11 protein-coding genes are annotated in these 12,648 nt (G+C 63.2%); 7 read left to right on the top strand and 4 right to left on the bottom strand.

Going from position 1 to position 12,648, the window contains the following annotated elements; translation table 11 throughout:
- Positions 1–27: 27 nt before the first annotated feature.
- Positions 28–546 (bottom strand): metallopeptidase family protein, encoded by a 519-nt coding sequence (locus QF015_RS04135; protein ID WP_429387231.1) that lies wholly within the window; start codon positions 544–546, stop codon positions 28–30.
- A gap of 141 nt (positions 547–687) precedes the next feature.
- On the opposite strand from QF015_RS04135, the gene QF015_RS04130 reads away from it, so the two are divergent.
- The 5 genes from QF015_RS04130 (at position 688) to QF015_RS04110 (ending at position 5,314) form a co-directional block, all read left to right on the top strand.
- Positions 688–1,065, top strand: coding sequence for a DUF3499 domain-containing protein (locus QF015_RS04130; protein WP_310201676.1), 378 nt, complete (start codon positions 688–690; stop codon positions 1,063–1,065).
- A 144-nt stretch (positions 1,066–1,209) separates the two neighbouring features.
- A complete protein-coding gene (locus QF015_RS04125; RefSeq protein ID WP_429387229.1) occupies positions 1,210–1,428 on the top strand; it encodes a Trm112 family protein in 219 nt (72 codons plus the stop codon).
- A 45-nt stretch (positions 1,429–1,473) separates the two neighbouring features.
- Complete coding sequence (gene ahcY / locus QF015_RS04120) at positions 1,474–2,952, top strand: adenosylhomocysteinase (RefSeq protein ID WP_429387227.1); 1,479 nt, start codon at positions 1,474–1,476, stop codon at positions 2,950–2,952.
- Positions 2,953–3,069: 117 nt separating this feature from the next.
- Entirely contained in the window at positions 3,070–4,290 is a 1,221-nt protein-coding gene (locus QF015_RS04115) for an Ig-like domain-containing protein (protein WP_429387226.1), read from the top strand.
- Positions 4,291–4,477: 187 nt separating this feature from the next.
- On the top strand, positions 4,478–5,314 hold the full coding sequence (locus QF015_RS04110) for a pentapeptide repeat-containing protein (RefSeq protein WP_310201667.1): 837 nt from the start codon (positions 4,478–4,480) through the stop codon (positions 5,312–5,314).
- A gap of 20 nt (positions 5,315–5,334) precedes the next feature.
- Here QF015_RS04110 and QF015_RS04105 read toward each other — a convergent pair whose 3' ends face one another.
- Entirely contained in the window at positions 5,335–6,147 is an 813-nt protein-coding gene (locus tag QF015_RS04105; protein WP_429387224.1) for an RDD family protein, read from the bottom strand.
- Positions 6,148–6,253: 106 nt separating this feature from the next.
- Here QF015_RS04105 and QF015_RS04100 point away from each other — a divergent pair, with 106 nt between their 5' ends.
- Both QF015_RS04100 and QF015_RS04095 read left to right on the top strand, forming a co-directional pair.
- Entirely contained in the window at positions 6,254–7,246 is a 993-nt protein-coding gene (locus QF015_RS04100; RefSeq protein WP_429387222.1) for a stage II sporulation protein M, read from the top strand.
- Positions 7,247–7,386: 140 nt separating this feature from the next.
- The gene (locus tag QF015_RS04095) at positions 7,387–8,601 is read left to right on the top strand and encodes a TIGR01906 family membrane protein (RefSeq protein ID WP_429387220.1); all 1,215 of its coding nucleotides are present in this window, start codon (positions 7,387–7,389) and stop codon (positions 8,599–8,601) included.
- A gap of 394 nt (positions 8,602–8,995) precedes the next feature.
- Here QF015_RS04095 and QF015_RS04090 read toward each other — a convergent pair whose 3' ends face one another.
- Together QF015_RS04090 and QF015_RS04085 are read right to left on the bottom strand one after the other, a co-directional pair.
- Positions 8,996–10,828, bottom strand: a complete 1,833-nt coding sequence (locus QF015_RS04090) for an AMP-dependent synthetase/ligase (protein WP_310201659.1) — start codon at positions 10,826–10,828, stop codon at positions 8,996–8,998.
- A gap of 10 nt (positions 10,829–10,838) precedes the next feature.
- The gene (locus tag QF015_RS04085; protein WP_397336507.1) at positions 10,839–12,503 is read right to left on the bottom strand and encodes a dolichyl-phosphate-mannose--protein mannosyltransferase; all 1,665 of its coding nucleotides are present in this window, start codon (positions 12,501–12,503) and stop codon (positions 10,839–10,841) included.
- Between the last annotated feature and the right edge of the window lie 145 nt (positions 12,504–12,648).

Below are 12,648 nucleotides of genomic sequence, written 5' to 3'. Positions count from 1 at the left end.
CTGCCGCCGTCGTTATTGCCGCTTTCGTTACTGGTATCGGCGGCGGTACACGGGGTCCAGTGTCTCGGGGGGCACCCCAAGCATTTCAGCGGTGTACTCCACCACGACATCATGGACCAGGTCCTGCAGTTCCTCGCGGGTGTTGCAGCCCTGCTCAACTACCCTGCGATAAACAGTGATCATGGGCGCTTCGCCGCGGCCACCGGGTGTGTAAGAACCCAGGGGAGCGGTACTGCCCGTAGCAACGAGTTGCTCCAGGTTGGGCGGAATCTCGTCCACGGCGAACAGAACGCCGTCGAGCTGCTTGCCCCACATGTCCTGAAGCCGCTCCGCCGAATCCAGCACCATGTCATCGAACCTCTCGGCGCGGGTGCGGAATCCGGGAAGGCTGGGGAGCATCAGCTCTCCACGCAGTCCGCGCCCATGGCGGTTGCGACGGCGACGCCGGAAACCGCGCACACCCGCACCGGCGTGTTGCTCTGCCTGATCGCCATCGGCGTCAGTCCACCGGATGCTGAATCCGGGAACATGTGGCTGTGACTGCATATATCGACTTTAGTCCCGAGGAACCGCCAGCGCGACATCACGGCCTGCAGCGCGCCGGAGTTGTTGGTGAGTCGCCGGTTCAGGGGGCCACGGGCACTTAATGCGCAATGCTTGTGCCAATTGGCGCTAATCTGGGATGTTGTGGGTGCTATTCGTCAATGCTCGAGATCAGCCTGCCGCCAGTCCGCGGTGGCCACTTTGACGTACGTGTACGCCGAGTCGACGGCCGTCCTTGGTCCCCTGGCCACCTATGCCGAGCCGCACGCCTATGACCTTTGCTCGCAGCACGCCGAGAGCCTCACGGTTCCGCGGGGCTGGGAAGTCCTTCGCTTGGCCATGCCTGCCACTCCGCCCGAACCCGGGCCCGACGATTTGCTGGCACTTGCCAATGCCGTCCGCGAAGCGGCTTCTGCTGCTCCCGAAACACCGGCCCGTCAGAGCCACGCGCAGATGGAACCGCCCGTCGCGGTCGAAGGAACCCGGCGCGGCCACCTGCGGATCCTCCGCGAACCGTCCTGAACCGCTTCTCCCTGAATTCGCGTTTCTGCTTCGGACGCAATTCGTCGCCGTGCTCCAAACCGGCTGATCCTGCGCGGTAGTCTGGAATCTGCAGATAACATCCGCCAGCTGCGCCACGCCGGCGCCACCCAGGGAGCATCATTCATGCCAAAGGTCAGTCCTGAACTGTTGTCCATCCTGCGCTGCCCCGTGACGGGTTCACCGCTGGTCCAGGAGGGTGAGGAGCTGGTCTCCACCGCTGAGGACACCAACGGTGAAAAGCTCCGCTACTCGATCGAGGACGGCATCCCGTTGCTCCTGCCGCCGGAGTTGCTCGCTGCGGCCAACGCAGCCACCTCCGGCCAGCACGATTCCAATGCCTAGCGCACTCTTCTTCCCTCAACCCGTACGGTACCCCTAAGGACTTCCATGACTTTTGACTTCAAAGTGGCCGACATCACCCTTGCTGAGGCTGGACGCCACCAGATCCGCCTTGCCGAACACGAGATGCCGGGCCTGATGTCCCTTCGTGCCGAGTTCGGTGCTTCGCAGCCCCTCAAGGGCGCCCGGATTGCCGGTTCCTTGCACATGACCGTCCAAACCGCGGTCCTCATCGAAACCCTCACAGCTTTGGGCGCTGAAGTCCGTTGGGCCTCGTGCAACATCTTCTCCACCCAGGACGAAGCTGCCGCCGCCGTCGTGGTTGGTCAGGGAACTCCGGACGATCCGCAGGGTGTTCCTGTGTTCGCCTGGAAGGGCGAGACGCTGGAGGAATACTGGTGGACCGCAGAGCAGATCCTCACGTGGCCGGGCGCCGACACCAACCCCGAATTGGGGCCCAACATGATTCTCGACGACGGCGGCGACGCCACGCTGCTGCTGCACAAGGGTGTCGAATTCGAAGCCGCAGGCGCCGTCCCGACCGCCACGGAGGATGATCCCGAGGAATATGTCCTCATCCTGGACCTCCTCCGCCGGACCTTGGAAGCTGATCCGCAGAAGTGGACCCGCCTGGCTGCCCGCATCGAAGGCGTTACCGAGGAAACCACCACCGGCGTCCACCGCCTGTACCAGCTCGCCGAGCAGGGCAAGCTGCTGTTCCCCGCCATTAATGTCAACGACTCCGTCACCAAGAGCAAGTTCGACAACAAGTACGGCATCCGCCACTCACTTCCCGATGGCATCAACCGCGCCACTGACGTCCTCATGGGCGGCAAGGTGGCCGTCGTGTGCGGTTACGGCGACGTGGGCAAGGGCGCTGCAGAGGCACTGCGCGGTCAGGGTTCGCGGGTCATCGTCACGGAAATCGATCCCATTTGCGCCCTGCAGGCCGCCATGGACGGCTACCAGGTTGCCAAGCTGGAGTCGGTGCTGGCGCAAGGTGACATTTTTATCACCACCACCGGCAACAAAGACGTCATCATGGCCGAGCACATGCTGGGCATGAAGAACAAAGCGATCGTTGGAAACATCGGCCACTTTGACAACGAGATCGACATCGCCGGGCTCGCAAAGGTACCGGGCATCAAGAAGGTGGAAATCAAGCCGCAGGTTCACGAATGGGTCTTCGAGGCCGGTACGAAATCCGAGCGTTCCATCATCGTGCTGTCCGAGGGGCGTCTCCTCAACCTGGGCAACGCCACGGGCCACCCATCCTTCGTAATGAGCAACTCCTTCGCCAACCAGACGATCGCGCAGATCGAGCTCTGGACCAAGAAGGACCAGCCCGCCGGCGAACGCGAGTACGGCAAGCAGGTTTACGTGCTTCCCAAGATCCTGGACGAAAAGGTGGCACGACTTCACCTCGACGCGTTGGGCGTGGAGCTGACGGAACTGAGCAAGGACCAGGCGGACTACCTCGATCTGGACGTAGCCGGCCCCTACAAGCCGGAGCACTACCGCTACTAAGCGGTCCACGTCACCCAAATCGATGGCGAAAGGCCGGACACGCGACCAGCGTGGCCGGCCTTTCGGCTAGAATTGGGTGTTCAGTATTGCTTGCCGGGGGACAGGAAGACGGGAACCATGACGGAAGTCGCCAAACGGAAGACAGGCAAGATCCTTGCCATCGTAGGGATCTGCGCTGCTATTGCCGCGGGCGGAATCGGCGTGGCAACAGTGCCAGGACTGCTGGCCGGTTCGTCCCAAAACAGCGGTGCTGCACCGTCTCCAACACCCACCGTCGAAGCCAAGCCAGTGGAGTTGGGCATCACCCCGCTGGACGGCGCTATTGAGTGGAACCCCGTGGTAGGCCCGCAGATCAAGGCGGTCAACGGCAAGGTCAAGGACGTCGTGCTGGCCCCGGTTGAGGGCGGCACGCCGGTGCAAGGCAAAACGAGCCCTGACGGCAGTACATGGACCACGCTGGAGGTCTTGAAGTTCAAGACCCAGTACAGCTATTCCTTCACTGTGGTGGATACCGCAGGGAAGGAAACCAAGAAAACCCAGACCTTCACCACTGTCTCCGCAGCCTACGAGGCTGACGCGTCAATTTACCCGCGCAACGGCACGACGGCGGGATCCGGGCAGCCCATTGAGATCAACTTCAGCGAGCCGGTGGTGGACAAAGCAGCCATGGAGAAGCGCGTGGCCATCACGGTTTCCTCCGGCCAGCCCGTGGCCTGGCACTGGTACTCCGACAAAAAGGTGCGTATCCGCCCGGAGGCTTTCTGGGCTTCGGGTACTACCGTGACCGTGGACATGAAGCTGTTGGGCGTCGACTTCGGCAACAAGATGATTGGCAATGCCGACGTCGTCTCCACCTTTACTACCGGCCCCCAGCGCGTGGCCGTGGTGGATGACACGACCAAGACCATGAACGTGTACTCCGATGGCCAACTGGTGCACACCGCGCCTGTATCGCTGGGCGGGGAAGACTGGCTTTCGCCCACGGGCTATGCCGTGATCCTGGAACAGGAGCGCAAGTCCAACTTCAACGCCGGCAGCATTGGTCTGAAGCCCGGTGACAAGGGCTACTACGCGCCGATGGTGGTGGACTACGCGAACCGATTGACGTGGTCCGGTGTCTACGTTCACCAGGCACTCGAATCCGCGTGGGGGGCCATTGGCCGGGTGAACGTCTCCCATGGCTGCGTAGGCCTGTTGCCGGACGATGCCGCATGGTTCTTCAACAACATGAAGACAGGCGACGTGGTCCAGATCCTGAATACCGGCGCACCGGCAGTGGAGCCTTTGGAAGGCTTCGGTGACTGGAACATCCCCTGGGCGAGCTACCCCCAGAGGTAGGCCTGTGGTTAGGATGGGCTCAGTGATTATTTCCTGCGCTCTTTGACCCAAACGTCCTGTGCTGACCACGCGTTGGCCCTTCATTTCGTGCTGCCCTCCAAGGTGATTCCGGGTGTCCGCAAAGGGAACCCATTAACGGGTTCCCCGGCTCTTTCCACCGGACCCTTCTTCATCACTTGGAGCTCACATGACTTTTCCATCAACACTTCGCCCGGACTGCGGCAGCTGTTTTGCCCTTTGCTGTACCGCGCTGGGATTCTCCCGCTCGGCTGACTTCGCCATCGACAAGCCGGCCTCGGCAGCCTGCCCGAACATGGCGGGTGACTTTTCCTGCGCCATCCATCAACGCCTGCGGCCACGCGGCTTCCGGGGGTGCACCGTCTTTGATTGCTTCGGAGCAGGCCAAGTTGTCTCCCAACAGACGTTTGGTGGCACCAGTTGGACCGAGGACCCCTCGTCCAGGACCTCGATGTTCGCCGTCTTCAAAGTGGTCAGGCAACTCCACGAGATGCTCTGGTACTTGGACGAAGCCAAACACCGGACTTTCGATCCCGACCTGGCTTTGGCAGCTGGGCACCTGGCTGAACACATATCAGTCACCGCGCAAGGCGATGCATCCGCTGTACTGGGCACCGACGTCGAAACTTTGCATGAGGAGGTGCGGAAACTCCTGAGGGAGGTCAGCGAAGAACTGCGCGCCTCCTACGGGGCGGAGGACAGGGAGGAGCCCATCGGCGGTCCCGGCAGGCTTGCTGGATTGCCGGGTGCCGACCTCATGGGCGCCAACCTGGCGAACCTACGACTTTGTGGTGCAAACCTCCGCGGCTCCTACCTCATCGGAGCAACCTTGAGGAACAGCGACCTTACGGCCGTCGATCTCCTTGGGGCAGATCTCAGGGACACCCAACTCCACGGCGCGGACCTCTCCAAGGCCCTCTACCTGACCCAACCCCAAATCAACGCCGCCGAAGGCGACTCCACCACCCTCCTGCCACAAAGACTCACCAAACCTGATCACTGGTGATTCGGCTGGCGACAGCCGCATCAGGCATCCGGCTCGTGGGTGAACGGCAGCTTCCTGAGTCTTTCACCCACGGTCGCGTTCCGCTCCTCCGCTTGACGCAGGCGCACGAGTTCGCGGTTGCGTCGTTCTCCAAGGACCGCCCCGATATAGTCCTCGGCGATGGTCCCGGAGGGCGGGGGAGGGGCGACGTACCTGGCGAGTTCGGAAGCGAGGGCCGTTGCCATATTGGCGCGGGATGCCGGTGCCATGAGGTAGGCCTGCTGGACGAACGTACCGGCCCTGCGCGCGGTGGCGTCCGGGACCCGGCCGATGTCTGCCATGGTTGCCCAGGCCTGCAGGTAGTGCGGTGCCACCGGCATGATGCGGGGCTTTGAGGGAACACGCTGCCGGAGCGAGTACGTGCCGGCCACGATGTCACCGAGGCGGTTGGACTTGTCGTTGAACAGCGCGACGCCGATCGCGAGACCGCCGAAGGTCAGATAGATTTCCAGGACGCCCAGCAGCCCGCGGATAACCGCATGCCGAAAGCGGATGGAGCCGCCGTCGTCGCGCACTATGCGAAGTCCCGTCGCGAGCTTTCCCAGCGAACGACCACGGGTGAGGGTTTCCACGGTGACAGGAACAACGACGATGGAGAAGACGACACTGCTCAGGATGAGGGCCCGGATCGCGGCTTCGTCAAGATCCCGGGACGCGGCACTGATGAGGATGATGAGAAGTATCGCGAGGACTATGTGCGAGATGACGTCGAGAATGAGTCCCAAGGCGCGGGCAGCGAACGACGCCGGGCGCAACTCGAGGACCACTGCCTCGCCTGTGATGATCGAACTCATGCCAGCCCCCATGCTTCGCAAACGCTGCGGGCGCTTGGCGTGCCCGCACCACCGAGTCTAGCGGCGGCACCGACCCCTGTGGGGACTGAGGCGCTAGGGTGGTGCCGTGGACATCGACGCCTTCTCGGCCGTACATGGGGACAAATGGTCCAGGCTTCATTTCCTGGCGCACAAGCGCCGGCTTACGGGCGCCGAAGCGGACGAGCTGCTGCGCCTCTACCAAACGGTGTCCGGACATTTGTCCCTGATCCGCTCGGTAGCTCCAGAGACGGCGCTCTCTGCAAACCTGTCGGCAGGGCTGGCGCAGGCCCGGACAAGGTTCACCGGGGCACGGTCGAACTTCATGGAAGATCTGGCGCGTTTCTTCGTCATCTCCTTGCCGGCGGCGTTCTTCCGGATCCGCTGGCTGACACTGTGGTGCGGGCTGGCGTTCGTACTGGTGGCAGGGGCGTACGCCCTGTGGATCGGCACTTCGCCTGAGGCGCTGAGGGCGGTGGCCAGTGATGCCAAGGTGCAGCAGTACGTGGAGGAAGACTTCATTGACTACTACTCGGAAAATCCCGCTGCCTCCTTTGCCGGTGCGGTCTGGACCAACAATGCATGGATTTCCGCCCAGGCCGTGGCGTTCGGAATCACCGGATTCTGGGTGCCCTTCATTCTGTTCATGAATGCGCAAGGCGTGGGGATCGCTGCGGGGCTTTTCCTGGCGACGGGGAAGATGGATGTCTTCTTCAGCTACATCCTTCCGCACGGCCTGATGGAATTGACGGCAGTATTCATTGCCTGCGCGGCGGGCCTCAGGATTTTCTGGGCCATGGTGCGGCCGGGCCCCCGAACTCGGCTGCAGGCTGTAGCTGACGAGGGGCGTTCCCTGATCACCATAGCGCTGGGCCTGGTCCTCGTCCTGCTCGTTTCTGGAATGGTGGAAGGCTTCGTCACGCCGAGCCAGTTGCCCGTGTGGGCAAAGATCACCATTGGCGCCTTGGTGCTGGCCGGATACTGGGTATACACATTGGTTCTTGGCGGGAGGGCTGTTCGTGCCGGTGTGACCGGGGACCTGGACGTCAACGATGCCGGATATCGCAGCATAGCCGCGTAGACCTTACAGTTACGTTTCGATCTGGGCTTAGCCGGGGTGGCACAGCGTGTCTGTCCAAGGCCGGGCGGTAGGCTCGAAGGCAGACAAGTGAGCCGGCAGCACGCATTCGCCGGTGGATGCCTACGGAAGTGAACCCCGCTGTGAGCGACAAGAGCCCAAAACCACAAGAACCGGACACGGACGTCCACGAGGACCCCAACGAACCGGCCTTCGACTGGATGAAGCCGAAGACGTCCAGTGGCGCTTCTCCCGCGGCTCCTGCCACCACGACAACCCCTGCGTCGGCGGCGGGGAAGCCGAACGTGGGGAGTGATCCAGCGGTGTCCACCTCTGGGTCGGTTCCCACCACAGCGACGCCCGCCGGCGGTCAGCCGGAAAGCCGCGCGGACCGTAAGGCCGCCGAGGCAGCCGACGTCGATGCCGAGCCGCCGCTGTTCGCCGACACCCTCGCCGGCGCTTCCACGGATAAGCAGGGGTCGCACTATTCGGAACCCTTACCGACGTCGGCCCTTCAGGTCCGCCCGCCGGAAGACGAAGTGGCCCGCCGCAACGCTGAACGCGAGCAGGCCGCGAAGGTGAAGCCGATCGGCCCCCGCGTTTTCCAGGTGCTGTTGGCAGTCTTTTACCCAGTGATCCTGCTGGTGCTCGCCGTTCGGGCGGTTACCAGCCCCTTGTTCCTGTGGGTGGAGTACAACCGTCCGGGCTTCCCGGGCGATGGCTACGGTTTCAGTACCGATGACCGCATGACCTACGGCTCCTACGCCGTGGACTACCTCAGTAACTGGGCCGGTCCGCGTTTCCTGGGCGGCTTGGTCAACCAGGACGGAGCCAAGCTGTTCAAAGACAGCGAAGTAGCGCACATGGCCGACGTCAAGCTGGTCATCCTGTCCTCCTTTGGTGCCGGGCTGCTGCTCATCATCCTCAGCATCATCGCCATCCTGTACCTGCGTAAGCGCAGCAACGGAGGAATCCGTCGTGGCCTCTTTGCCGGGTCCATCGTCACGCTGGTCATCATCATTGGCCTCGCCGTCCTGGCAGCACTGAGCTGGCAGCAGTTCTTCACCGAGTTCCACCGGATCTTCTTCGCCAACGGAACGTGGACGTTCTCACTGGAAGACACCCTCATCCGGCTCTTCCCGGGACAGTTCTGGATCGACGCGGGCATCGTCATCGGAGCGCTGGTCTTCCTCGTTGCTACGTTGACGTTCATCTTCACGTGGCCCACCAAGCGGCGCCGGGGACTTGCGGACAAGCAGGACGCTGCGGAGGAGGCTTCCAGCGGCTCGGAGGACACGCTCGAAGTTGTTTCCGGGAATGACAAGGCCGACAAGGAAGCAAACGACTCCAAGCGGTAGTGGCGAGACCTGTCGATGGGGTGAAGGCACTTCCGGGCCTGAAGTCCCTAAGGCGGAAGTCCTCCGAATAAACCGGGGACTTCATCGGTACAGTGAGGACGGCCAAAGCGGCGAGCATGGCCATGTGAAAACTCCAGATGCCCAGGAACACGGCAATGCCGAAGTGGCGGTACCAAAGTCGCCCGCGCACGCGGGAGTAATAAAGTGCCCGAGCCGGCCCAGCTGATGCATTTGCCACGAGTTCCCCCTTGAACGTTTGGTTCGTGAAGAAAACGCACGGGGACAACAACGGCACCTGGAGCGAGGTTGCCCGGAACAGGTGGTGATATGGGCCGATTTAGGTGCTGAACAGGCAGCACTGGGTGTTTAGTCGGGCGCGTCCCACGTGGTGGCGCTACTTCTCGTAGAGCTTTTCAATAACCGACGGGAAATCGCCAACCACGGTGGCCCGCTTCAGTTTGAGCGACGGCGTCAGGTGCCCGGACCCGACACTGAGCTCCGCAGTGATGAACGCGAACTTCCGGATGGACTCAGCGGCAGAGACCAGTTTGTTGGCCTCATCCACGGCAGACTGCACGGCCGCTTTCACCCGGTCGTCGCCAGCGGCTTCTTCGAGGGTCAATGAACCGTACTTGTTCTGCGCGCACCAGTCGGCGAGCCCCTCCGGGTCAAGGCTCACCAGTGCTGCGACGAACGGCCGGCCATCGCCCACCACCACCGCCTGACCTACCAGTGGGTGTTCGCGAAGCTTCTCCTCCAGGGGGCCAGGCGCCACGTTCTTGCCACCGGCGGTCACCAGGAGGTCCTTCTTCCTGCCGGTGATGGTCAGGAAGCCGTCGGCGTCGAGTTCGCCGAGATCACCGGTGCGGAAAAAACCATCAACAAACGCGGCCTCGTTGGCCGCCTCATTGGCGTGGTAGCCCTTGAAGACACCAATGCCCTTGACCAGCACTTCCCCATCCTGGGCAACCCGGACAGTGGTGCCGGGGAGGGGAATCCCGACAGTACCGATGCGGGACATACTGGGGGTGTTGACGGTGCAGGGCGCAGTGGTCTCCGTCAGGCCGTAGCCCTCCAGCACGGGAACGCCCGCGCCATGGAAGAAATGGTTGTCCCGGAGGCTCAGGGGACTGGCACCGGATACTGTGTAGCCCACGTTGCCGCCGAAGACCTCGCGAACCTTGGGATAGAGAAGCTTGTTGAACGCGGTGTGCTTCATGCTTAACAGCCAACCCGGGCCGGGCCCCTGCCCCCGGGAGGCGAGATCCACCGCCGTCGAATATTCCACCGCGGTCGCCGAGGCCGCGGAGAAGAGCGCGGACTTGCCGCTCATGGCCGCTTTGTGGCCGGCGCCTGCGTAGACCTTCTCGAAGATGCGGGGCACGGCGAGCAGGAAGGTGGGCTTGAACGTGCTGAGGTCGGCCATCAGTCCGCTGGCGCCGGCGCTGTGACCGAGTGTGATGCCCGCCGTCAAGCACACCACTTGGACAGCCCTGGCGAGCACATGCGCCAGCGGCAGGAACATCAGCGTCCTGGCTCCGGGTTGCATGAGCAGCTCAGGAAGGAAAGGAATGACGTTCCGCGCCACCAGGACAAAGTTGCCGTGGGTGATTTCGCAGCCCTTCGGCTTGCCCGTGGTTCCGGAGGTGTAGACGATCGAAGCGATGTCGGCGAGGTTCGCGGCGCTGCGCTGGCGCTCCAACTCGGCGTCCATGATGCCGACTCCGACGGCGGAGACGCTGGTCAGGTTGGGGGCGTCGCCGTCGTGCTCCATCCGGATGATCGCCACGGGATCGTCCCCCAGGGCCGCGGAGCGGTCCACCAAGGCATGGACCAGGTCCGCTTTGGCAGTGTCTTCCACGAAGATGCGCCGTGCGCCCGAATCCGCCAGGATCCATTCGATCTGGCTGGCTGACGACGTCTCATAAATGGGCACGGTCACTCCGCCGGCCATCCAGACAGCGAAGTCCACCAGCGTCCATTCGAAGCTCGAACGGGAGAGGACCGCCACGGGGTCGCCGGGGTTGAGGCCGCCGGCGATCAGGCCCTTGGCCAAGGCAGTGACATCGGCGAGGAACCTGGCCGCGGAGATATTCAGCCACCCGTTGGCCGTTTTGTGGGCGTACAGGATGCCGAACGGGTCCTTGGCACAGCGTTCCAGCAGAAGGTCTGTCACGTTGGTGTCCGGGTCGGCCTCGACCAGAAGCTCCGTGCTCGCTTCCCTCACTGCTTGCCTCCTAGATCCACGACGGCATCCACATCCTCATCCGCCATTCCTGGTAGCTGATCACTTCCGCAGTCAGCACCGGGTAGAAGAACGCCGTTGCCAGGACTGCCAGGACAAGGACCAGGCCCACCACATAAAGCCCGGACCTTCGCCGCCAGGGAGGATCACTGCTACGGCCCAGGACCAGCCCCAGCACGTAGGTCAGGCCGAGCACCAGGAAAGGCTCGAAGGACACGGCGTAGAAGATGAACATGGTGCGTTCCGGGTACATGAACCACGGAAGGTACCCCGCCGCGACGCCGGCAAGGATGCCACCCGCGCGCCAGTCCCGGCGTCCGGCCCACCAGAACAACAGGATGACCAAGGCGATGGTTCCGCCCCACCACACCACTGGATTGCCGACCGGCAGGATGGCCGAGGAACAGGTCTCCACAACGCAGCCCGGAGTGCCCTGCTTGGGGGACTGGTAGTAGAACGAGGTGGGCCGGCCCATGAGGAGCCAGGTCCACGGGCTGGATTCGTACGGGTGGTCGGAGCTGAGGCCTTGATGGAACTTGTACGCCTCAAGGTGGTAGTGCGCCAGGGAGCGCACGGAGTTGGGCAACCAATCCCACCCCGGGGCAGGGTTGGTGGCGGCCCATTGGCGGTAGTAGGCATCCTTGGACAGGAACCACCCCGTCCACGTCGCCGTGTACGTCAATGCAGCAACCGGAATGATGGTGACGAAGGCCGGCAGGCCGTCCTTGATGATGCCTGCACTGAACCAACTCCGGATTCCTGCAATGCGCCGGGCGCTCATGTCCCACAGCACAGTCATCAGGCCGAAGGCGGCCACGAAAAACAGCGCCGACCACTTGGTTCCCACGGCAAGGCCAAGGCAGAGGCCGGCCACCAGGCGCCACCACCGTATTCCCAGCCACGGTCCGGCCACCAACTGAGTAGGTGAGGGGAGGCCGCGTGGGGAAGCAGCCGCTTGCGCGGCGAGCCGGGAAGCCAGACGACGGCGGCCGTCGTCGCGGTCCAACAGCAGGGCGCCGAAAGCGGCGAGAATCCAGAAAGCCAGGAAAACATCGAGCAACGCTGTCCGGGAAAGCACCAGATGGTGGCCGTCAATGGCCAGCAGGAGGCCGGCGACTGCGCCGAGGGTGTGCGAACGGAACAACTTCAGGGCAATGAGCGAGACAAGGAAGACGGTCAGCGTCCCCGTGAGCGCCGCACCGAAGCGCCAGCCGAACGGATTGTCTGCGCCGAACAGCCACATTCCGAAGCTGATCATCCATTTGCCGACCGGCGGGTGGACAACATACTCAGGGGTGTTGAGGAGGACGTTCGGATTGCCGGCGTTGAAGGAGTCGTTGGCGTTGGCGGGCCAGCTGCGCTCGTAGCCGCTGACCAAATAGGAGTAGGCGTCCTTGACGTAATACGTCTCGTCGAACACCAGACTGTGCGGGGCATCCAAGCGGAAGAAGCGGAGTATGCCACCCAGCACGGCAGTGATGGTGGGGATCAGCCAGAACCACAGACGCAACGACGCCGGGTAGTCACGCCAGCTGTCGATCCCGCCGATCAGGCGCTCCCGCAAGGCCTGGACGGTGAAGGCCCCGGCCGGACGGACAATCCAGCGGTGGCGTTCCAGTCCCCGGCCGGGGAGGGGCGTTCCTGCGGTGTCGTCCAACGGTGCGGTATGCCTGGACGGCTCCGCGTTGGCGTGGGTTGGCGCAGGGAGTTGCCCTACGGTGTCCGTGACTGCCGTGTCACCGGCTGTGCCCGGTGCAGGGGATGCCACAGGGGTTCCGGAGGTGGTGGCAGGAACGGACGAC

It is taken from the genome of Paenarthrobacter sp. TE4293 (assembly GCF_050435325.1).
In the GTDB taxonomy this organism is placed as follows: domain Bacteria; phylum Actinomycetota; class Actinomycetes; order Actinomycetales; family Micrococcaceae; genus Arthrobacter; species Arthrobacter nitroguajacolicus_C.
The sequence above is the reverse complement of the archived record's forward strand: the minus strand, read 5'-3'. Positions and strand labels throughout refer to the sequence as shown.